This window comes from Desulfopila sp. IMCC35008 (genome assembly GCF_010646885.2).
Classification (GTDB): Bacteria; Desulfobacterota; Desulfobulbia; order Desulfobulbales; family Desulfocapsaceae; genus Desulfopila.
This window is the reverse complement of sequence record NZ_CP050700.1, coordinates 6,285,160-6,308,090: the sequence shown is the minus strand read 5'-3', so window position 1 is coordinate 6,308,090 and position 22,931 is coordinate 6,285,160. Positions and strand designations below refer to the sequence as shown.

Sequence of the window (22,931 nt, the reverse complement as noted above, 5' to 3'; positions counted from 1 at the left end):
GATGAATCACTATAGACAAAGCCCCCACTACGGCATCATCCTCGCCAGCCTGCTGTTATCCATGGCCCTGCTGCTCATGTTGCCGATTTCAACCTTTGCGACAGATGATGGTAACGATGTTGATCTGAAAAAAACCATCATAGCTGCCAGGGGTGGTGCCAGAGGTGCCCTCGCCAACTCGCTTCCCGCACTAGTTCTTGCTGCCGGAACCGAGGTTGAATATATCTCATTTGACATAGTAGCCACCAGGGACCACCAGCTGATCGTTCACCACACCCTTGACCTTGGACCAAGCACGGATGTGGCAGAGAAATTTCCGGAACATGCCCGCGATGACGGTCGATTCCTAAGCACAGACTTCACCCTGGATGAAATCCGGCTCCTCAGGAAAAAAGATACTAGTGACTTTTCTGCACCAACCAACATTTCGGCCGGTATCGCCACATTTGCGGAATATCTCGCTCTGGCCAAATATCTTGAAAAACATTTTTCGAAGCAAATCGGTCTTGCTCCAAACCTTATTCACCCGGGATATCACCGGAATGAAGGCATCGACATAAGCAGTCTCTGCCTTAATTTACTGAATAAGTTCGGATATAATAAGGTCAACACCGGCCTGTTGCTGCAAAGCATGGATGCCGACGAGCTCCAGCGAATAAGTAAGGAATTGCTGCCTCGTTTAAATTTTACGATACCACTTATTCAGCAAATCGGCAGTCAATCAGCCACCACAGAGACTGACAAAGAGCCTCTTCAGGACTACGACCAGGCCTGGATGTTCACCCGACTCGGGGCACGCATGATCAGCTCCTACGGATCCGGTATCATAATGGATTCATCCCTGCTTCACGACCCGACCGGTGCGCCACTAAACACTGAGTTCCTTGATGATATCCGAGCACTTGCCATCCCGGTTTACGGATATGTCCATGATATAACAGAACCCCTGCCCACCTTTGCAGAAGACCTGGCAGCACTCTATGATTTTTACCTGACTACGTTGAACCTTGATGGTGTCAGCACGAGTGCTTACAAGGAGTTCTCCCTCCATCAAAAGCAAAAGGAAGAGGCAAACCGCAGGCACAAGCTGCCGATTTTTCCGCTCAAGCCACTACCGTAATACAAGGGTGACAACTACCAGGTGTTTGATAACAGCCTGCTCTTGTCACCAGCTGTCAGCTCCTTTCTCCTCGGATACTTAAGGTAAGGCAGGATAGCGCTGTTTTTGTCTCCTCCAGTCCCGTCATAGGTGATAGACACCACCGGAACCCCGGTGGTTTTCTCGATTCGCTCACCCATCGCTTCAGTTATGAGCGATGGACAGCAGAGCGCAGGTGATGCCTGGACAAACAACGACACATCCGGATGATGTTTTTTGATGTAATGAATTTTCAGGATATTATCCATCGACTCCCCGGTATTTTCCGGGACTATACCGTAGTGAGCGAGAATTTCCGTCGGATCATCATCATATTCATACTCAGGTTCGCCCAACAGCCCCGCAAACATCTTCAAATACCCTTTCTCGAGTTGTGACATGGTTGCCAGCAATGCCTTGTTGGCCAGATAATCGTAGTATTTACCCTCATTAAACCACTTCCTGAAGTATGAAGGTGCTATCATCTTGGCATATTCACTGTAAGGAGTAGTAATAACCTCTCCACCACTTTCCTCTATATAGCGGACAAGATCCTGGTTCATCACCCGGTTATCCCGAACGTACATATCTCCAAATATTGCGACTTTGGGCCGCGGAACATACTCGGTATCGATCCACTCCAGCCTGGAGAGGATTTCTCGCAGCACCTTCTCACGATCACGCTTTCCGGCAAACGCGTCCGTCAGCATCCTGACACTTTTATCAAGCACCCTGTCGGTTTCCCCCCCATTTAATTCATACGGCCTGATCTTGCAGGCCACCCGGCGTAACATTCCGCCAAGCATAAAAGCGAAATAGGCATTGGTTGCTGCCCGAATTGATATCTCGGAAAAAGAGAGTTGACCAACATAAATTCCTGCATCTTTATAGCCACTTGAAGCGAGGATCTGCTTGATGTGATGTGGATACAATCTGATATTGCAAGCCAGGGACGATTTATTCAACCAGAGAACACACTCACCCGGATCCATATCATTCGAAGCCATCCAGCTTATATAATCCTGGGCAATGGCATTAAGCGGAATACACTCACCACTGTTATGCTTGAGACTTTCCCTGATGGTACCCTCCGTCTCTTTAAGCAGGTGAGCGTTGTAGCCTTCCCTGCGAAGTGCGCCAGCAAGCAGAGAACAGGTTATCCGATCGTAATTCGGAAAGGCAACATGAGGCCTGTTCATATTTTTGGCAATATCGGGATTGACCGGCGCATAGTCCACGGGCAAAAACGCCCTTTTCTTCTCATAGTGGTTACGAAACGATCGAATGGCCGCCTCGATCCTGGTCTCGTAACCGACACTTGAATCATGCTCATCGAGTTGCAGGACAAGATACGGTTTATGATGACGGTCCATGACCGCCTTGAAATATTCAAGGGCAAAAGCATCAGGGGAACACTTAAAGGAAGTAAGAAATACCGGATAAAGCCCTTGCCGCTTGGCTACAACTTCGGCCACCTCCAGGATCTTTACAGCGTGTTGCCAATGCAATTCATCAAGTAACGGTTGCACAGGAGCAATCTCCCCCTCCTCATAGCGAACCATATCCTGGTAATAACCGTCCACCCCCTGCCTGTTGAAGATATCCGGTATCGTTCCGTTCATTGCAGTGGACAGCACAGTATACGGCCTTCCTAAATACACCACGCTGATGTCTTTTGATTGTGTAGTCCGCTCCTCCATCACCTGCTGAAGTAATTCCCGGCTTTGTTTCCTAAAAAAGACGGCCTTATCGAATGCCTGGGAGACATCGAGAAAACTCCATTTATTCATGCCGATCTTGTTGAGCATCCTATACAACTGCATTTTAGTATGAAAGGAAGTGTATAGATAACGGATCACCGGACGCAACAATTGCTGCTCCGCCCCACCGCTCAAACCAGATGCAAGGGCCGGCAGGAATTGGGTATAATAACAGTACTGCCGTCGTACATTTTTGGCCTTCTCTTCAAGATAAGTAGGAAGGAAAACATAATCCGCCTTGCCCAGCAAATGAGTGACATGGCCGTGTAGGGCAGTGACCGGCGCACAAAATTCTGCCGCCGTCAGGTTCTTGCCATTTTTCATGGCATCACCATAGCTTTCACTGGTGTACGTTTGCAAACCAAGGGTATTGAAAAAATGCCGCCACATAGGCAGGTCTTCCATCAAATGCACCGCAGCCGGAATGCCAATCACAGGACCACTACCGGACGACTCAAGCGTAAAACGTTCTACTTTTTTCCGTTCTCTGAAAAGGTCAAAAGCCCCAGTCGTTACCTTAACGTAACTCTTGGTATCGTAATCTCGACCGCACAAAAAACCATAGGCGACTTTGTTGCCACCAACTTCCGCTACACTGATTTTGCAATGATTGGTACAGATATCACAAACTTCTCCTGTCAGGGGAATTTGCTCTTTGTACAATTGAAAACCAACAAAGGAGCTCTCCCCCTGCTCCTCTTTGACAATGAGGGCCGTCCCAAGGGCACCTGTGAGATGGCAGAACCTGGAAACCAGGATGGGACAATTAAGCCGCTGCTCAAATGCGGCCACAAGTGATCTGTTTTTGGCTGTCGCGCCCTGAAACAGTACCGTGGAGCCAATATGCTTTTCGGTCGCTACCTTCAACAGGTAATTTTCCCGTACCGCATGAAGGGCTGCAGCAAGTACTTCATCAACACTATAACCCTCACTGCGATAGTGGTTCATGTCCCGTTCCATAAAAACAGTACATCTGTCACTCACCATGGGAGCGCATACTCCCGCCGTCCTCTCGGCATAATCGGTAATTGAGCAACCAAGTTTTGTCGCCTGTTCCTCTATAAATGAGCCGGTGCCCGCGGCACAAACAGTATTCATGGTTGAAGAAGAAACCCTGCCATCAGAGAGTGTGGTGAATTTCGCATCCTGCCCGCCTATCTCTATAATAGTATCAACCTCAGGATTGAGCTGACAGGCCGCCCGGGCATGAGCAGTAATTTCATCGATCACCCCGTCTGCCCCGACTATCTTGCCAATAAATTTTCGCCCGGAACCAGTAGTACCGCACCTGACAACATGAAACTGTATATCTTCACGTTCCTGGATAGCATCTATCTGTTTGAAAATTGCCTGGACTGCCTTGAGCGGACTCCCGGCTGTCCTGGTGTAAAAACCGACTAGGACTTCAGAATCACGATCAATGAGCACGGCTTTAGTCGAAGTGGAACCGATATCTACACCCAGCCATACATCCAGGACGTCCCCCCTTTCGAGCGGTCTGTAGATATCAACTTCTACCGGGTTGGCACTGTTGTCTTGATACTGTTCATGGCATGTAAAATCAGGATACTCTGAATGGCGCAGGGTGAGCGGCGGATAATAGTAAGCGTTGGCACCTTTCTTTCTTACGGTCAGTATTTTTGAGATAGTCCCCCTTGAAGTCTCATCCTCTAGCCCTCCCCCTTCATCAAGGTCCATCAGACAAGCACCCAAAGCGCCATATACATGACCGAGCTCAGGAACCTCTATATCAAGTCCGGTGAGTGAGCTGATATGACCAACTACGCTCCTATTCTTTGCTACTCCGCCACAGAAAAGGAGCCTCCCTTTCACCTTCAGATCACCAGAGAAAAGGGTATCAACGATATTTCTGGCCAGACCGTAGCACAGCCCACCGCTTATTTCCTCGAGACTATACCCTTCCTGTTGAGCATGTATCAGATCCGTCTTGGCGAAAACGGCACATCTTGAGGCAATTTTTGGGAAATCAGAACCAGCTCTTGCAGCAACCCGGCTTAACTCCTCAATTCCACCAAGTTTCAGTCGCGCTGCCTGTTGGTCGAGAAAACTACCGGTTCCAGCGGCACAAGAGGTATTAGTTCTGCTGCCAAGGTATTGCCCGTCATCGGCAAAACGAGACAAACTGAATTTTTCCCCACCTACCACCAGCAGCGCTCTAGCATCTGCATGCAGATATCGTGCGGCCGTTATATAGCTTAACTCTGAATTGTATTTCTTTTGGTAATCAATCCGAGAAGGTGTTGAGTCGGTGGCTACAACCCTGTCAATTGCCTCAAGGTCAAGCCCCTGCATAAGAGTTGCGATACTCTTTTCGATTTCGCCATTATGAAACAGGTATTCACTCTGGAGTATACTCCTGTTTTCATCGACCACACACAGCCCCGCCGAAACAGAACCAACATCAATCCCCAACAGTCTATACGACATGATATAGTTTCCTCCACCCATTCATCCCCGTCGTACATGTTGAAAAAATCACCATGCAGGGGTCAGAGTTTATCGCGTATTTCTCTCCAGAACTGCTCCACACCACTCTTCCAACCTTTCAGGTAAGCCACAAAATACTCGCTTCCCCCTTCAGGAGAGATCGCCATCATCCTGTTTCGGCTTTGTCTTTCGGAAAAATAATGACCAAGCTGCTCATCGCTTGTGGCACTTTGGTAATCATCCCAGTCCAGGGCATATACCAGATCATCGTAGTGGGCACTTTGGGCCCAGGTAACGCCATCATGCTTACCAACCTCATAAAAATTACCCTCCGACTGCATCTTCTCATTACGCAGCCTCTCAACAATCTGGCTGAGATCCAGGTCCTCCCGAATCCGTTTCTGGAAGTCTTCCTTTTTCTGGATTGCCTCCGCCACAGCATCCTGAAACATCTTCGAGAGATTAAATGATTCCCGCCACTTCTCCATCTTTTCATGGAGCATGTCCGGTATACTTACAGTCACTTTTTTCGCCATGTTTTCCCCCTGATATGTATCTCTTACACATATCATTCTCATCGACACGTGTCAAGCTCATCAATACGTACTATCCATTCTGACACGTCCTTCTGTGTCTGAACGCACCAGTATTTCAGCAATACTGTAAACAGGTTACAGTTCTTGCCACACCATAACTATCGTGCTACAAGGAGCAGGCCAGCCTCATCCGTAAAAAGCGTACTGCCCTTTCCACCTTTCGGAGCAAAAGCCATACCGCGATGTCATTTCTAAAAAAAACTTCAGTCCCCATAGCAGCTCTCCTTCTGGCAATGCTGCTCTGGTCGAGCTCCTTTGTAGCTCTCAAAATCGCCTTTACCGGCTATGATCCCATGGTGGTTATATTCGGCAGAATGGTCGTGGCCAGCCTCTGTTTTCTTTGCGCGGGAAAGAGACTCGTCCGTTCAGTAATGTACCAAAAGGGGGACTACAAACTCATTCTGTTCATGGCTTTTTGTGAGCCCTGCCTCTATTTTGTCTTTGAGGCGAAGGCTATTGAGAATACGACAGCCTCCCAGGCAGGTATTATCACCGCCATCCTGCCTATCCTCGTCCTCATCTCGGCGAGTATTATTCTAAAAGAATCGATTAACCGAAAAACCTGGACAGGAGGAATCGTGGCCATGATCGGTGTCTGTTGGCTGACACTGGAATCCACACCATCTTCTCATGCGCCAAATCCCATTCTGGGCAACTTCTATGAATTTCTGGCCATGGTCTGCGCCGCGGGATACACTATTTCGCTCAAGCGCCTCACATCCAGGTATTCACCGTTCTTTCTCACAGCAACCCAGGCACTTATCGGAACACTGTTCTATCTTCCTCTCCTGCTTCTGCCATCCACAGACCTGCCGACCAGCTACCCAATCATACCCGGGTTGGCGATCATCTACCTGGGAGCAGTAATAACCCTCTGTGCTTACGGACTCTATAATTTCGGGGTACAACACATACCCGCTTCCAGAGCGGCCATGTTTGTGAACCTGATACCGGTTTTCAGTGTCCTGCTTGGATGGATTATATTGGGAGAACAGCTTTCGCAGCCACAGCTTATGGCAGCGGCATTGATTCTGGGAGCGGTCTACCTCAGCCAGATGAAGGACAGACCTAAAAAACCTCTTTAAATGAAAGAAAAAGCAGAAAGAATCTCTTACTCTTTTATAGGCGGTACAACTTCAAAAATCTCTTCGGCTCGTTCATCGGACAATCCCCTGAAAGAAAATACCGGATCCTTGATCTCCTCATGCCTGCCTTCCCTCGCCAATTTTTCCGCATCATCCATAATATCCCGTAATTCATTTACGGACTGCTTGGCCTTGTAGTTATCATCCCGTCGGAGCCTGGGGCGTTCAACCTTATCGGGATCAGCACCATCTTTTAGTTTGGCAACATACTCGATGACATTGATTTGATTCCGGGTCACCTTTTCCTTCCAGAAACCAAAGGCCGGAGAAACCAGGCATAAACAGAGAAGACCGGCAATGACATATTTGATGATGTTCTTCATATTGGACATTCCTGAGTTCATGTAATTCTCATTGTCTGTAATGGGTCAGGAGGCAATGATCGCCTGCAACACATTCTCGGGCAACACCCGATCAAGCTTCACATGCACACTGTAGTCTCCGTGCAGGTGAAAACCGAGCCGCACGATCCTGCCGACGAGGTAAACAGGAGGATTCAAGCCGTCGATCTCAAGTTCAAGGAGTCTTCCGAGTAGGGCTTGTGCCGTTGCCCGCTTGGAAAGACGGATATCAAAACTCATCCCATTACGGGAAAAATCCTGGAGGAACCCCTTAAACCCCTTGTTCGTTCGCTCTTTCTGATTGTTGATGATATGGGCTATCACACGTCCCTCGGCAGGATGACGGGAATACATCCTTTTGTCAAACCCCTGTTTTTTCAAGAGTGTTGACGTGCGTCCCTTTTTCAGGCAATAATCAATCAACTTCTCCTTTAACCCCGGACACTCTTTATCCCATCCCTCCATTGACAAATCAACAAGATAGCGCAACTTGACATCTGTCTGGCAACCTGCAGCAAAAGTCGCGAAGGTGATATCAAGCAGGGCGTCTTCACCCAGAATATCACCAACACTCAACTGACCAATGAAATGCCTCTCCTCACCTTTCTTATGATACAGGGTAATCCTGCCGCTATCGATGAAGAAGAGTCTCTTATTTGGTTTTCCCTGGGCAAAAAGTAACTTCCCCTCCGTGACGACTGCAGGTCTGGTTGCATAAAAAAGGCAATTCTGCTCTTCCTGGCTGAGGGAGCTATACAGGTCGTTCCATATCTCGATATGGCCCTGATCCATCTGTGCCCCTTTTTCATTATCGATAATTTCAGCGGAGGCAACTATCTCGGAGAGAGCCATTGGATGACGCTGGAGCAGATGTTCACGCATCTTTTCGGCTTTCAAAAATTCGCCTGAGACGGCCAGGCTTTTAATCTCCCGTGCCATCTCTTCCGCTGTGGGCTCCTTTTTCGGTACCGCACCACCAGTTGATTCAACCATTGCTTCCTCCCAGTACATCAATCAGTCCAGAGTACAACTATATCTCTCAACGATGTAATTTCACTTGTAGTATTACACATTCATAGAGCGGCTGTCAAAACCTATCAGATGCATCACTGCCATCCAAAGGCTCTTTCACCAGGCTCAACAGGAGCCCACCGATGACAAATAGAACCAGTATACTGAGAACCCCCCAGCGGGTATCGCCTGTCAGGTGCCCGGTAATACCCATCAATAAAGGCCCGACTATAGCAGCAAATTTGCCGAAAACATTATAGAAACCGAAATACTCAGCACTTGCCTCCGGCGGGATGAGACGCCCGAAATAACTTCGGCTGAGCGCCTGTAGCCCCCCCATGGATGAAGCAATAAGAAAAGCAACCAGCCAGAAAAGGAGTTGCTTTTGAAACGGATCGGTTATCCATGCCAACAGGAAAGCCAGCAATGTTGCACAGCAGAACAACCCGATACCGGTAAGCAACATGGTACGTGTAGAAAAAACAGAAGCCAGCTTTCCATAGAGAAGAGCAAAAGGAAAAGCGACAAGCTGGATAAATAGCAAAACCACAATAAGCATTTTCACCCCAAAGCCTAAATCGTGCCCGTATGCAGTAGACATGGAAATGATGGTACCGACACCATCGATATAAAAGAAATAGGCGCCAAGGAAAAGAAGAATCGTCTTCTTTTGAGCGATCTGCCGCATGGTGTCAAAAAGTGATGAAAAAGCATCACGGACAGGAGCAGACGATGGACTCATGCCACTGGTCTGGCGAACATGGAGAATCATTGGCAGCGAAAACATCAACCACCAGGCGGCAACAAGCAGGAAACCTGTCTTAACGGCTGAAACGGGCAGACCATCGGCCATACCGGCCGACAGGATAAGACTGATTACGGCCACAAAGGGGATGACAGACCCCACGTAACCCCAGCCGTAGCCCTGAGTTGAGATATGGTCGAAACGGGACGGTGAAGTCACATCGACCAGCATCGAATCATAAAATATATTGGAACCCGCCCAGCCTATTCTGGCAGGTATAAAAAGGGCCAGGCAGAGTACCCACTGGCCCTTTCCGATCATGCTAAGGGATAGTGTAAAGACCAGCCCGACAATAAGGAAGAAGACAAAAAGCATCTTTTTCCTGCCATAATCAGCAAAGGCCCCAAGCAGAGGGGCAAACAGCGCCAGAACAAGAGAGGCACAGGAGTTGGCATACCCCCAGTAGGCGGTGGAGGTGGCACGGTCGAGACCGGCCGCACTGTATTCCTTGAAAAATATCGGCACGATGGCGGTGACCATCACCAGAACAAAGGCAGAGTTTCCAACATCATACAGCACCCAGGCCTTCTCAGCCCGGCTCATCCCCATAGTGTACCCCTCCTTATCTCTGCAGACCTGATTATCCGTGCATTCTCTTAAGGCCACTTTGAAAAAATTACAGATTTCACGAAGTACCCTTAAGTTATCACAGGATATCTACGAGACTGACTGCTTCTCCCTCCAGGCTGCTACTTCCCTGCTTTTACCAGCCGGGGAGTCCAGAAAAGACGATTTTCATTCTCGTATTCAAGTAGAAACTGTTCACCGGACCACTCTTTCACCTGATCCATATAGCCGTGTCGCATTACCTTAAATGTTATGGTCGCATCTTCTGAGAAGGCATCTGGATCCATAAGGGTCAATCCCTGATAAGGCGTTACTCCGAGATAGACCCAGGGTGGGTCCTGCTCCATATCTTCTAAAGCTACCCGATACACGATATGTGACCCTTCCGGTTCTGTATGTATCTTCAGGTTCATGGCCTCCTTGGAGGCACAAGAGGTCACCAGCATGGCCATCATCAGAAGACAAGCTACTTTTGCAACTGTACGATATATTTTCATGGCAATCTTATTCCTTATCCAATTCGCTATGTACACTTACTGCATTTTTCCTCGCATCCTCTTCTGAGGAATGCCTCTTATTTACCCAGAAGGTTGTAATGGCCGAGTGGTAACCGTTTTTATGCAGCTGCACGGTCACCTGCTCAGATTCCTCTCCCCGCCATACAACCTGAGCCGGAGTTTTCCCCAGATTGGTGTTGTCTCTCAAGTTGACAATCTCGGCGCCAGTCGGACTGGAGTCGATATTAACAGCACCGTATTTGGTCGCTGAACAACCGGAGACCAGAAGGGCAATACCGGCAGCAAGGATGAGCAGGGAGCGCCGTCCCCCGGCCGCTCTATGGGATAGATTCATGGATAGCCTCTTATCAATATTTTACTCCATCATTTTTTCATAACAATACTCAGCACATTCAAATAATATATCAAAACAGAGTGAGGGATTTTAGCAAGAGTTTTCTTATCACTCTCTCTTTCACTCGAACCAATACGTGGAAAAGTAGAATACCAGAACCTCTCATCAAAAAAAACGCCATAACATATAAAAAGAGTGAAATGAGGTTGTACAATCGCAGAAAAAACTTATAGACTACCTCAATTGAATAGTCATTTTTAGCCAGCAACAATAATCTTTCTTTATCCCTGAAGTGTAAAGATGGACAGAGGGAAGGTTTTTTTACAGGACAAAATCTACTTCTTAGTCGTTTATGATAAACAACGTATTACTAGCTGACTCAAACAGGATCACCGTTGAAACTGTCCACGGACTGCTGACAGGGCAGACCAGCCTTCTTAAAATCCACAAGGCCTATGACCAGCATCAGGCCATGCAGCTGCTTAAATCCAAAGCAATCAAGCTGGTCATCACCTCCATACATGGACCGAAATTCGAGGGCTTCGATTTTATTACCCGACTCTGTTCCGACTTTCCGGAGGTGCGCACAATCGTACTGGTAAGCGAGACCGGCACCACTCTTCGCTCAAAGTTCAGGTATTTTTCTTCCACCACCGTCTTCTTTGATCAATACCGGGATATGAGCATGCTCTGCCAGCGGGTGCTCTCTGAATTGCATATCGATTACGGCGGCAGAATATACGATATCAACCTGCCTTCCTTTCTGCAGATGCTCGCATTTGACCAACGGAGCTGTACCTTGTTCATAAGTGCCAAAAACGGAGTTGGTATACTTCGAATGCAGGAAGGCGAGCTGGTCGCGGCCCGAACAAATAATCTTATCGCCACGGATGCCGCCCTTACCATATTACGCTGGCCTAATGTGACGGTGGAAATAGATTATGGTACCGCCCAGGTGGAACCCCAGATTACCTCATCGCTGATGAGCCTCATCATGGACAGCAGCCGGATCGACGACGAGGAAAACCATAACCGCACACTTAACAAGCGCAACCACAACCGACATAACCTGAAAGTCACCCTGGATTACGAAATCAGCAACAGCAACAGGCAGTGTTTCCTGCATGACATAAGCCTGGGAGGGGCGTATATAGAAACCGACCACCAGATCGAAGAGGGGCAGCAGATTACGATAACCCTCACCTCACCCACCCTCAAGAGCCGATGCACAATTGACGCACTGGTTGTCCGAAAAAGCACCAGAGGAATCGGTGTTCAGTTCCTGCTCGCCAATATTGGGCAGCGAAAACTAATCCAGAGCCTTATCAATTCCAGCATTATACGAAGAGAGGAATCGCAAACACCCTTTACCGACTACCACTGATTCAGCTCAGCATCATCTGTATGTCTTCTCTTTCCCCTGCCTGTATTCCCTCACCATGTTCCCAGGTCTGCTCAACAAATTGAACGGACTGGTCATAGCCAACCAGAATCACAGCGGATGACCGGGTGCCATAAGTCGGACTGTGAATACGTATCGGAGCCAGGGTTTTCTCCCACGCCAGACCAACTCCCGTATCTGGCAGCAACTCCTCGGGAGGCTGGAAATCATCACCAAGCAGTCGAAGAATACTCTCGGGATCGGCACCTTCCCGAAGGGCCTTCAGCAGCAACTCCTTGCCCCGAACAAGTTTAGGCCAGGGGGTATCCAGAAACCGATTGGAGAGTCCATATACACCCGGAATCAACTCTTTATCGTCTTGTCCGGCATTCGAAGAGTACCAGCAACTCTGGAGATCAATCAGCAACAGGTTAAACCCGTTATAGATATGACGGTTCGGCATTGATTCAGCGAGAAACTCTTTGGCACTTCGTCCGGAACGAAGATAATCAAGTACAATATCACCACGGGAAGGTGCATCAAATTTATTACGTGCCGGATCACGATAGTTGGTTATCCCCGCAATCCTGCCAGCCCCTGAAACTGCCAGCCAGGTCCCACCCGCCTGCAAATCGAGCCCGCAAAGGATCTTCTCCCCGGGAAAGTGAAAACCCAAAGGAGCCGTCGGTCTGTTGAGAAATTCATCCCGGTTGGCGGCAAGTATCAGCCGATAATCAGGATGAGATTTATAAGCAAAAAGAATCAGGCACATTTATATCACATCGCTCAATCTTCCTGCGGCCAGACTGCATCCGCTTCCTCATCTACAAGGTAGCAAAAGGACGGCCACTCAAACTCTTTATGGGAAATGGGACATTTCAGCCTAACACTTTTCTCCCCAACCCCAACAACTTCCCAGTCACCTCTTCGCATCTTGCCTTCAATACGAATTTTCTGTCCGACCTTGAACGGATACGGCTTGAATACCGCCACATCATATCCCATCTTGACCTCCCAATTTATATATCTGGATTTAAATTAAAAATTTATCCGACTGAGATTGACACCCCGTCATGCATGATTGTATCTATGCTTTATCATCATCACTCAATCTTACCCACCGTTCAGCAAAGGTCAATCAGGGCTCATTTCGGTTTCTTGCCTTTTTCCGTGCAACTGTTACTGTATATAAAGAGTAATTATATTTTTATAACGGAGCAAAGCACCCCATGACCTCAACTCCTTCCGCAGCAGTCGCCATAATAAGAACTCACGAACCCATGGACAGTTTCCTGCTGCTCCGACGCAACCAGAATCCAAATGATCCGTGGTCCGGTCACTTTTCCTTTCCCGGCGGACGAAAGGATGAAACAGACAAAGACCTTTTCGAGACGTGCCTGCGGGAGACCTATGAAGAAACCGGTATTGCGCTGCAGGCAGAATCCCTACAGGCCGACATGCCTTTATCCATTGCCGGCAGCCGTTTTAACTCGCCTATCCTGGTCAAGCCGTATCTCTTTCAGCTGGAAACCCAACCGCCCCTGAAACTTGACCACGGTGAAATACAGAGCTCCTGCTGGCTTGAGACGAGCCATTTCCTCAATACCGCTCTTCACGTCGAGGCGGAAGTACTACCCAATATGCACTTTCCCGCCTTCCCCTTATCAGACTATTATTTGTGGGGATTCACCTACAAATTATTGATCAACCTGCTTGAGCTGCAAATCGCCTGGAAGAATTAACCGCTTCCCTGTTCCGCTTTCTCCTTGAGAAAAACCCGGAGAAAGGTAATGTGCTGCTCCATATATCGCCGGGCGCTTTGAGCCTCCCTGCACTTAATAGCATCCAGAATCTTGAAATGCTGTCGGTCGATGATGGTCAGATTTTTGTTTTTCTCATACAACATTGGCTGCAATTTATTGATCGAGTGAAACATATAGTCGTAAAACCTGCGGGTCAGATCGACATGAACAGAATTATGAGTAGCGTAAGCTATACCCATATGAAATGTCATATCTGCTTCCCTTGCCTTCTGACTGCCAGGTTTCGCACGACTCATCGCTTCATAGGCGAGCTCAAGAAAGGCAATATCATGTTCATTAGCCCGCTCTGCAGCGAGCCCTACCCCCTGACATTCCAGGCCGATACGGACCTCCATGAGTTCATCGAGTGAAGACATGGTCAGGTTCATCACATGCACCGAGCCGTAATCAGGATTTCGTGCCGCTGGAAGCTTGACAAAAACGCCCTGGCCGGGTCGGTTTTCCACATATCCCAGCTCAAGCAGTCGACTTATTGCCTTCCGGACAGACGACCGGCTCACCTGCATCACCTCCGCCAGGACACGCTCGGATTGCAGTTTCTCACCAAGCTTAACCTCACCGAGGTAAATGGAATCCCGGAGTTGGTCAAAGACCAGGTCTGATATTCGCTGCTTTTTTATCGGTGCCAACACCATGAATCATCTACCTTGTATTTCCTATAGAGTCGTGGCCGGCCCCACATCAGAGTGCGAACCGGCAAAGCAGAGAAAGCATACCCCAAATACGTATAAAAACAAATCCTGATGCGCTGTTGCCCCTCTGTTCCGGCTGCTCAAGGAAAACAAATGTCGCCAAGAGATAGCATGAAGGGTTCTCTGGCTATAGAGCCATATTGTACAGCCGAGCGGAGCCTGACCGTTGCCAGGGTAATCAGAGACAGGAGATCATACGGTGATATTTTGACACCTTGTCTCACGCACACATAAAGAACCGATAAGACCGATAACTGCGAACCCGAGCATCAGCAGAAAACCATTGTGATAATCAGCACTGCTGTACACCCGTGCCCCGTTAACCAATGTACCGTCCCAGGTAAGATCTGCTATCCAGCCAAAAAGAGGCTGCATGATCGCCGTGCCGATAAAACAGCCGGTATTCACCACACTGACTCCCATACCTGAAAGATCCGGATCTACCACCTCCTTGGCACAGGCAAAAGTAAGAACAAAGCCGGAACCGCCAAAACCCATGAGCGCAAGCAAGAGGCCACCGCCGGCACCGGGCGACCAACCCACAAAGGTTATTACAAGCCAGACACAGACATAGATTGTGATCGCAGGAATCATCACCGCTTTCCTCCGACCGATACGATCGGAAAACCATCCGAAAAACAGAGACCCAAAGGCAAAGGAAAGTAACATGATAGTCATGTACCGGGCGGCAGCTGAAAGGCTGAGGCCATAAACATCACGGAGCCACGGCACCCCCCACAGCCCCATAAAGGCATAGAGGCCACCGATAGCACCAAACTGGACCCAAAATCCGGGCCACACCCGCCTGAGCGCTACCACATTGTAGAGATTCTGTAACCAGTTGACCTGAGCAGCATCCTGCTCTCTCTTTGGCAGAGGTCTGTTTGGGGATTCAAAGCCTAGATCTTCTGGCCTGTTACGCACAATGAAAAACCCTGCCACTGCAACCAGCAGGGAAAGACAACCGATGCCCAAAAAGATGGTACGCCAGTCCGCAAACGACAACATCCACGACAAGGGCCCTGCTGCAGTCACTGAACCAAGATTACCGAAGAGCAGGGTTATACCGCTCATCAACCCGAAGACCCGGGCGTGAAACCAGACCGCATTATTTTTCATGATGGCGACAAACACCACAGAAACACCAAGCCCAACTAGAAAACGACCCAGGCAGGCCATCTCAAATGACGAAGCCAGGCCAAACAGAATGGAACCTATGCCGGCAGTTATGTTACCACCGATCACCGATGTTCTGGTCCCCAGGGTGTCGGCCAACACACCTGAGGGCAACTGCATTGCCGCATAGACAAAAAAATAGATGGCAGATAGGGTGCCGAGACGAGTACCGGAGGTGCTGAAGTCCGCCATCAGGTATTCAGACACAACGCCCGGAGCCATCCGGTGAAAATAGACCAGGATATAGGTCAGAATTAAAACACAAAAAATCGTAAATCGTACTGACTGAAACCTCGCTCCCGTCTCCACCACATCACACCTCAAAAAAAAATTCCTGAAAAATCACACAAGGGCTCTTTCTACATTCGGCCATGGATTGGTGCAAGGATTTACTTATGGTAATTTTGATGGAGTAATCAGGAAGGGGCACAACTTTTTATGGAAAGAGACTAACTCGTTCTCACCCGAAAAACATACGATTCATGCTGTCACAACAGGTTCAGGGAACCTGTTTTATAAAAATCTTCTGACTCTTGCTCTCCTCGTATCCGAGTGAGCGGTAAAAACCATGAGCCTCCTTCCTGCGGGTATTGGCTCGCACCCGTATTTTTCCCACGCGCTCACCAAGCCAGCTTTCTGCATGGGTGACAAGAACCCTCCCCACCCCGGCACCCCTGAATTCCTCGGTTACCACCAGGCTCACAATCTCCCCATATGTACCGGCAGCAAGGCGAAGATCTAGCAAGGCGCAGACACAGCCAATGACATGGTCTTCTTTTACTGCAACGAAAACCTCACCGCCCCTCTGCCGTATCTCCCGTACTGTCGTCGAAAGTTCTCGTTCCTTCCGTTCATAGCCTAATTCTGTCATCAGGCTTCTCAGCTCAACAAGGTCCTGTTCCCGGCAGGCACCAATGCATATCGTCCCTGGCCCATCTTGTAACTTCACGATCTGTCACCTCATTTCCCTGCCAATATATTTATCCGCCGAAACGTCTCAAAACACCTGCCATCCACCCCTTTAGTCTCTTCAATCATCCTGTTTATGACAACCTCTCTGAAAGCGCCCTTCTCCCTTTCTCCTAAATAGAATAGAAACGGTACAAGACTTGGCTGGTCGAGCCAGCGAATCATTGCCTGCTCGTCGGGAAAGTAGCGATCGGCGTTTTCGCCCCAGACACGAACGTCCGTTAATGAAACGGACCGGGCCAGATCCTGGTAATCATCAACAGCCGGCATGTACCAGGGCCAGTCAAACCCGGTGAAAAAGGATTCGAAAGCAGGCATTTTCATGGCTTCGCGCACTACCTTAAAAAAACTCGAACAGTTACCGTCTCCGGCAAAGTTAAAACGAAGACGACCATGATCGTGAAGCGCACGACGACAGCTTCTGAGCAGGTGAATATGGTCCTTCACCCAATGCAGGGTGGCATTGGAATAAACGATATCAAACCGATCCTCAAAATCAAGTTGATTGATATCAAGGTGTTGAAAAAACAGATTTCCAGCGGCCTTCGGGAGTGCTGCGTCAATCATCCCCAGCGAGGCATCGATACCCAATACCTCACCGTCAGGAACAAGTTCCGCTATATGCTTTGTCAGGGTCCCGTCGCCGCAACCGAGATCAAGGACATATTCATCACCTCTGAGATCCAGCTCGGCGATAAGCGCTTGTCCCCATTCTTTCTGATGATCAGAGGCCTTCTCGTATTTTTTGCCGTCAAATTCGTGTGTCATATCTTCCTTGTCATTATGTATACAATCATAGGCGATAAACAGGACCGGATTTACCAACAGGTTTACTCTGACAGGAATCGGCCAGCCCTCTCCTCAGACCAGTAAGTATGACTGCCATCCTCGCCTATAAAACCAACATGCCCACCGTGGGCCGGGATCTCAAGAAATAGATGGGGATTATACTGTGCCTCAAGTTGGGGATAGCAGGAGGCTGGCAGAAACGGATCATCAGCCGCTTGTACCACTAAAGTCCGCACCCGGATAGCCCGCAGGAATTGTTTAGATGAACATCTGGAATAATAATCAGCCGCGTCCCTGAAACCATGTATCGGTGCAGTATAAGCGTCATCAAACGGCGCAAAGGATATCATGTTTGCAAGAGAAGTGGTATCAATGCTTCCTGGGTATTGCCTGGCCTTTACCCTTATTTTTTCTTTCAACCCTTTCATAAAATAGTACATATAGATCCTGTTCAGCGGTCGGGCTAGCTTGTGCGCAGAAGAGGCCAGATCACAGGGAACAGAGAAAACCACAGCCTTCCTGACCTGCCGGGGCACCTTGTCCGGCTGCTCGCCAAGGTATTTAAGAGTCTGATTCCCCCCCATACTGAACCCAACAAGAGCAGCCGTGGTGTAATCACCCTTATCGAGGACGTGACACAGCACCGTATGCAGGTCGTCGGTTACGCCGGAATGGTAGAAACGAAGCAACCGATTCGGCTCACCGGAACATCCCCGAAAATTGAGGCACACGGCATCCCAACCAAGGCGGGTCAGATGCGCGGCCATACCGAGCGGGTATTTTTTGCGGGAGTTACCTTCCAGTCCGTGACTAATGATGACCACTTTATCCGATCGCATATCCGGGCAATAATGGTGATCAATATCGACAAAATCCCCATCGGGCGTCTCGAGACGTTCCCGGACAGGATCGAGCCGGGGTACGGAACGGAACAGGGTTGGATAGATTGTCTGGACATGACCATTGGTGAAAGGGAACGGTGGTCGATATCGGGGTTCGGGAAGCATTACCATTTTTTGACCTGCACTGAGGCTAATAAGGATGTCTTATTTTTTCCTGGCCACCAGGACAGTGGTCATAATAATACCTGTAAAAATGAGGGCGGCCCCCTTGAAGTGGTAGGGATAAAGTTGCTCACCCAGGAAAATTACTGCCAATACCGTACTGAAAACAGGCATTAAGTGGATAAATGGGCCAGCCTTATTGGCCCCCACGGCCCTCACCGCTCTGTTCCAGAAAATAAAGGCCAATACCGAGGCAAAAATTGCCACATACAAAATAGTCATTAAAGCGGGAATTGTAGGAGAAAAGGTAGTCCCGCGAGACAGTTCAATAAGGTAAAAAGGGGTTATACAACAAAGACCGACAAGAACAATACCTGACTGAAATGCAAAAGGATGCAACTCTCTCGGGTAGTTTCTCAGGTTGGCTGAATAGAGCGCCCACAGTACCGCAGCCAGCAGCACCAAAAGATCTCCGGGATTAAAACGAACGGACAGCAAAGCCGCCACATCTCCCTGGGCAATAATAAGAACTACACCGGACAGGGAAACGACAACACCAAGACACTGCCTGGGGCTCATCACTTCCCGGTGCAGCACCCAGGAAAACACCGCGATCAGAACGGGAATACAGGAATTAACCAATACCGCGTTAATTGCCGTAGTCGACTGGACAGCGAGATAGATCAGTGTATTGAAGCCACCCACTCCAAGAACCCCCTGGATGAAGATAAACCGTAAATGGGTCCGGGCCAGCTGCCGCTGTCCCCAGAGATGGCGAACAGCAAAGAGGGACAGAATCAGGAAGGCAACAACCCAGCGCCAGAATGAAAGCGCCAAAGGTGGGATATCTGCATGCATTCCCCGGCTGATTACAAAATTCCCGGACCAGAACAGGGTGGTAAGTATGAGTAGAATATAAGACATTATCTTTAAGTCGAGGTCAACATGCTGCCGGATGACTCAGGCGGTCTGGCGGGATGCATACCCCAGAACAATCTCACAAAAAAGTCGCATGGCAAGAGGGATTGCATCGTCGTTAAAATCAAACCGCGGATGATGAAGTGGCGACACCGGCTCGCCTTTCGGTTGCAGCCCCAACCAGAAGAAGGCAGCAGGCACCTTTTCGGCATAAAAGGCAAAATCCTCAGCACCAAGAGACGGCGGGTACGACCGGTCCACATTCTGTTCGCCCAAAAGCCGTACAGCCGTCTCCTGCACATAGGCCGTTTCCACCGGATCGTTTACTAACAGAGGGTAGCCCCCGAAATATTCGATGGTGGCTGTTCCGCCATGGGCCTCGGCCGTTTTTACCACAAGTTCTGCCAGCCGCTGCTCCAACAACTCCCGGGATCGATTATTCAAGGCCCTCAGGGTTCCCTCGAGCACCACCTTTTCCGGGATCACATTTGGGGCGGTACTGCCAGAAAATTTAGGAATGGAAATCAAACAGTTATCCAGTGGATTGACATTTCTGGAAACAATTGACTGGGCCGCCACTACGATTTGGCTGCCGATAACAACCGGATCAATGCCACGATGCGGAGAAGCCGCATGACAACCTCGACCATTAACGGTGATGGTAAAATATTTCGATGCGGCCATCGAAGGTCCGCTGTTGATGCCGATCATTCCCAGATCGCGCGTCGTGTTCCCATGCAGTCCATAGATAGCTTCAACCCTGGGATTTTCCAGTACGCCAGCCTCAACCATGTGACGGCCACCGCCATGGTTCTCTTCAGCAGGTTGGAACAGAAACTTCACGGGACCCGCAAGATCCTCATGCATCTCGGCCAGGACTAAAGCCGTCCCAAGCAGGCAGGCAGTATGCCCGTCGTGGCCGCAGGCATGCATCAACCCATCCTTTTCCGAGGCATAGTCAAGATCATTTTCCTCCTGCATGCGCAGACAGTCCATATCGGCCCGTAAGGCAATGCACGGACCGCTTTTTTCCCTGCCGAGAGTTGCCACAACCCCGGTCCGGGCCACCTCCGTCTCCACCTCCAGCCCTCGGATCATTCTTAACCTACCGGCAATAAGCGACGCCGTGGTGTGTTCCTCAAAGGCAGGCTCCGGGTTCTTATGAATCCGCTGACGGACGTCTCGTATTTCAGGGGTTATTTTCTCAATCAACCAGGAGAGCTTTTCCATGTTTTTCATTGCCTTATTGTCCTCTTCAGCACGTCTTACCTCTGCATCAGGTGATGTACACCTTTCTCAAGTCCCTCAAGGGACAGCTCATACATGGGAAAAATGTCCTTGATCACCTTAATTGTCCTGGTATAGGGCCAGTTCCTCGCGGGTATTGGATTAAGCCAGATACATCTCTCAAAAGTTTCAGAAAGGAAACGAAGCCGTTCGACGCTGGGCTTTCCCGAACGTTCAAAGGCATAGATCGAACCGTCAGTAGACATCAACTCATAAGGAGCCATGGAAGCATCACCAACCAGGATCAAGCGCGTCTGCGGATCGAACCTGGAAAAGCTGTCAATGGCAACCGCCTTTTTCAACCGGGCGGGATCCTCCCATAACAGGTCATAAATGGTGTTATGGAAGAAGTAGGTCTTCACATCCTTGAACTGAGCCCGTGCATAGGTAAACAGGGTCTGCACAACCTCCACATAAGGATCCATGGACCACCCCCCATTATCAATGGCCAGGATAATCTTTAAACGATCGACGACACTGCGGTCGAAAACCAGCTCGATCTCACCACCGTTTTTCATGGTCCGGTAGATAGTAGCATCGATATTGAGACTGTCCCGTGCTCCCTGGGGAACCAGGTGACGAAGTTTTTTCAGGGCCTCACCAATAGAGTGTACGGTCAAAGGGCCATCGGCGGCATAGTCACGATACCGACGCTCGCCCGCCACCTTCATAGCGGATTTATTACGTGACACACCGTCCACCCGCATCCCGCCAGGATGATAACCGGAATGCCCTACCGGTGAGGTGCCACCCGTACCAATCCATTTCGAGCCGCCGTCATGACGCCCATCCTGGTCGCGCAGACGCTCTTTGAAATACTCCAGCAGCTCATCAGGGGTCATCTTGCCCAGTTTGTCTTCATCAACACCGAGCGCCTGAGCCAGCTCCTTGGGATTTTTCAACCATTCTGACAACAGCCCGGAAGCCAGCAGTGCATATTCCTCCTCTTCCGGGTCCACCAATTCCGCCCCCTGAAAGGTGTGGGCAAACACCTGGTCGTAGAGATCGAAGTGCCGCTCACTCTTTATCAGTATGGTTCGTGCGGCGGTATAGAAATCTTCCACCGAGTTAACCAGCCCGGAACCCAGGGCCTTATGAAAACGCAGAAATGCGGTTGGGCTTACCGGGATACCTACTTCCCGCAGGGTATAGAAGAATTGAATAAACACGGCAAACTGTCAGCGGAAAAACCGCCGTCTCATGTCGATATTGGCAGATTTCTGGTAATCACCGCTCTTCTTAAACAGGACCCCGAGATAAGGGATCTCTTTTTTCAGCTTTTCCCCCCGCCTGAAATCAGGATCCACCTGCAGGGCCCTCAACCAGTTTATCAATTCCCGCGTCGCCGGTTTCTTCTCTACATCATCAAGGGAGCGCAGGTCGTAAAAGGTGGAGATGGCGTTATCCGCAAGTTTTCCGTCAATATCAGGGAAATGACTGTTGATGATCTTACGCATCATCTTCGGTTCAGGAAAGGCAATGTGGTGAAAATTGCATCGCCCGAGAAACGGGTCAGACAGATCCTTTTTGGCATTGGAAGTAATAATCACCACGGGCCTGTTTTTGGCTTTCACCACCTCATCTGTTTCCATAATATCGAACTGCATCTGGTCGAGTACATCAAGCATATCGTCCTGGAACTCAGTTTCGGCCTTATCAATCTCATCGATAAGCAGCACACAGCGACTGTCAGCGGTAAATGCCTGACCGATCTTTCCCATCTTAATATATTCATTAATGTTGCTCACATTGCGTTCCGAATCTCCAAATCTGCTGTCATTGAGCCGGGTCAGGGTGTCGTATTGATAGAGCGCCTCAATGAGCTTCATGCTCGATTTCACGTTTAAGACAATCAGATCCATCTGCAGCGATGAGGCAATTGCATGGGCCAGCATGGTCTTGCCTGTTCCGGGTTCGCCTTTTAACAGAAGAGGCATCTCCAACGCCATGGAGATATTAACAATTTTAGCCAATTCATCATCGAGCACGTAGTTGTCACTTCCGCTGAAACGATTCAATTCCATTCTCATCCTCATTTCATGGTTTGAAGAAAATCTGTTTTTGTTTACACAGCCAGTATTTCTACCGATTGTCAACGGTTATCTCGCAAAGGTCGTTCTATTACAAATAGAACAATGGTGATACCGGAACATAATCAAATTTGCTTTTACATTTCTAATATCTTATTGTTAATGATTGTTATAATATAAACGTTGGCCCATGCCTGCC

22 protein-coding genes are annotated in these 22,931 nt (G+C 49.1%); 4 read left to right on the top strand and 18 right to left on the bottom strand.

Annotated features, from left to right (window positions below; all coding sequences use genetic code 11):
• Position 1 precedes the first annotated feature (1 nt).
• Positions 2–1,120 carry a glycerophosphodiester phosphodiesterase family protein gene (locus GA520_RS26960; protein WP_163336976.1) on the top strand — a complete coding sequence of 373 codons (1,119 nt, stop codon included), beginning with the start codon at positions 2–4 and terminating at the stop codon, positions 1,118–1,120.
• A 14-nt stretch (positions 1,121–1,134) separates the two neighbouring features.
• Here the strand turns inward: GA520_RS26960 and GA520_RS26955 are convergent, their stop codons facing one another.
• Positions 1,135–5,346 carry an acyl-CoA dehydratase activase gene (locus GA520_RS26955; RefSeq protein ID WP_163336975.1) on the bottom strand — a complete coding sequence of 1,404 codons (4,212 nt, stop codon included), beginning with the start codon at positions 5,344–5,346 and terminating at the stop codon, positions 1,135–1,137.
• Positions 5,347–5,408: 62 nt separating this feature from the next.
• Positions 5,409–5,882: a hypothetical protein gene (locus tag GA520_RS26950; RefSeq protein ID WP_163336974.1), complete on the bottom strand. Its 474-nt coding sequence runs from the start codon at positions 5,880–5,882 to the stop codon at positions 5,409–5,411.
• Between the two features lie 242 nt (positions 5,883–6,124).
• Between GA520_RS26950 and GA520_RS26945 the strand changes: the two genes are divergently transcribed.
• Entirely contained in the window at positions 6,125–7,027 is a 903-nt protein-coding gene (locus GA520_RS26945) for a DMT family transporter (RefSeq protein WP_163336973.1), read from the top strand.
• A 26-nt stretch (positions 7,028–7,053) separates the two neighbouring features.
• Here GA520_RS26945 and GA520_RS26940 read toward each other — a convergent pair whose 3' ends face one another.
• From GA520_RS26940 to GA520_RS26920, 5 genes are all read right to left on the bottom strand, one after another.
• A complete protein-coding gene (locus GA520_RS26940; protein WP_304511278.1) occupies positions 7,054–7,431 on the bottom strand; it encodes a hypothetical protein in 378 nt (125 codons plus the stop codon).
• Between the two features lie 24 nt (positions 7,432–7,455).
• A complete protein-coding gene (locus tag GA520_RS26935) occupies positions 7,456–8,421 on the bottom strand; it encodes a Crp/Fnr family transcriptional regulator (RefSeq protein ID WP_163336971.1) in 966 nt (321 codons plus the stop codon).
• Between the two features lie 94 nt (positions 8,422–8,515).
• The gene (locus GA520_RS26930; protein WP_163337280.1) at positions 8,516–9,787 is read right to left on the bottom strand and encodes an MFS transporter; all 1,272 of its coding nucleotides are present in this window, start codon (positions 9,785–9,787) and stop codon (positions 8,516–8,518) included.
• Between the two features lie 146 nt (positions 9,788–9,933).
• Complete coding sequence (locus GA520_RS26925) at positions 9,934–10,308, bottom strand: hypothetical protein (RefSeq protein ID WP_163336970.1); 375 nt, start codon at positions 10,306–10,308, stop codon at positions 9,934–9,936.
• 7 nt (positions 10,309–10,315) lie between these two features.
• Entirely contained in the window at positions 10,316–10,663 is a 348-nt protein-coding gene (locus GA520_RS26920; RefSeq protein WP_163336969.1) for a hypothetical protein, read from the bottom strand.
• A gap of 352 nt (positions 10,664–11,015) precedes the next feature.
• On the opposite strand from GA520_RS26920, the gene GA520_RS26915 reads away from it, so the two are divergent.
• Positions 11,016–12,047: a PilZ domain-containing protein gene (locus GA520_RS26915; RefSeq protein WP_163336968.1), complete on the top strand. Its 1,032-nt coding sequence runs from the start codon at positions 11,016–11,018 to the stop codon at positions 12,045–12,047.
• Position 12,048: 1 nt separating this feature from the next.
• Here the strand turns inward: GA520_RS26915 and GA520_RS26910 are convergent, their stop codons facing one another.
• Complete coding sequence (locus tag GA520_RS26910) at positions 12,049–12,816, bottom strand: NRDE family protein (RefSeq protein ID WP_163336967.1); 768 nt, start codon at positions 12,814–12,816, stop codon at positions 12,049–12,051.
• Positions 12,817–12,830: 14 nt separating this feature from the next.
• Positions 12,831–13,049 carry a hypothetical protein gene (locus tag GA520_RS26905; protein ID WP_163336966.1) on the bottom strand — a complete coding sequence of 73 codons (219 nt, stop codon included), beginning with the start codon at positions 13,047–13,049 and terminating at the stop codon, positions 12,831–12,833.
• 224 nt (positions 13,050–13,273) lie between these two features.
• Here GA520_RS26905 and GA520_RS26900 point away from each other — a divergent pair, with 224 nt between their 5' ends.
• Positions 13,274–13,786 (top strand): CoA pyrophosphatase, encoded by a 513-nt coding sequence (locus GA520_RS26900; protein WP_163336965.1) that lies wholly within the window; start codon positions 13,274–13,276, stop codon positions 13,784–13,786.
• On the opposite strand, the gene GA520_RS26895 is transcribed toward GA520_RS26900, so the two are convergent.
• From GA520_RS26895 to GA520_RS26855, 9 genes are all read right to left on the bottom strand, one after another.
• A complete protein-coding gene (locus tag GA520_RS26895; RefSeq protein ID WP_163336964.1) occupies positions 13,783–14,502 on the bottom strand; it encodes a FadR/GntR family transcriptional regulator in 720 nt (239 codons plus the stop codon). The genes GA520_RS26900 and GA520_RS26895 overlap by 4 nt on opposite strands.
• A 249-nt stretch (positions 14,503–14,751) precedes the next feature.
• Complete coding sequence (locus tag GA520_RS26890) at positions 14,752–16,044, bottom strand: MFS transporter (RefSeq protein WP_240910090.1); 1,293 nt, start codon at positions 16,042–16,044, stop codon at positions 14,752–14,754.
• A 190-nt stretch (positions 16,045–16,234) separates the two neighbouring features.
• Positions 16,235–16,684, bottom strand: coding sequence for a GNAT family N-acetyltransferase (locus tag GA520_RS26885; protein WP_163336963.1), 450 nt, complete (start codon positions 16,682–16,684; stop codon positions 16,235–16,237).
• A gap of 11 nt (positions 16,685–16,695) precedes the next feature.
• Entirely contained in the window at positions 16,696–17,472 is a 777-nt protein-coding gene (locus GA520_RS26880; protein ID WP_163336962.1) for a methyltransferase domain-containing protein, read from the bottom strand.
• 62 nt (positions 17,473–17,534) lie between these two features.
• Positions 17,535–18,506, bottom strand: a complete 972-nt coding sequence (locus tag GA520_RS26875; RefSeq protein WP_163336961.1) for a YheT family hydrolase — start codon at positions 18,504–18,506, stop codon at positions 17,535–17,537.
• 33 nt (positions 18,507–18,539) lie between these two features.
• Positions 18,540–19,421, bottom strand: coding sequence for a DMT family transporter (locus tag GA520_RS26870; RefSeq protein WP_163336960.1), 882 nt, complete (start codon positions 19,419–19,421; stop codon positions 18,540–18,542).
• Positions 19,422–19,457: 36 nt separating this feature from the next.
• Positions 19,458–20,654 (bottom strand): M20 family metallopeptidase, encoded by a 1,197-nt coding sequence (locus GA520_RS26865; protein WP_163336959.1) that lies wholly within the window; start codon positions 20,652–20,654, stop codon positions 19,458–19,460.
• A 26-nt stretch (positions 20,655–20,680) separates the two neighbouring features.
• Positions 20,681–21,871, bottom strand: coding sequence for a VWA domain-containing protein (locus GA520_RS26860; RefSeq protein WP_163336958.1), 1,191 nt, complete (start codon positions 21,869–21,871; stop codon positions 20,681–20,683).
• A gap of 9 nt (positions 21,872–21,880) precedes the next feature.
• Positions 21,881–22,726 (bottom strand): MoxR family ATPase, encoded by an 846-nt coding sequence (locus GA520_RS26855; protein WP_205749218.1) that lies wholly within the window; start codon positions 22,724–22,726, stop codon positions 21,881–21,883.
• Positions 22,727–22,931 lie beyond the last annotated feature (205 nt).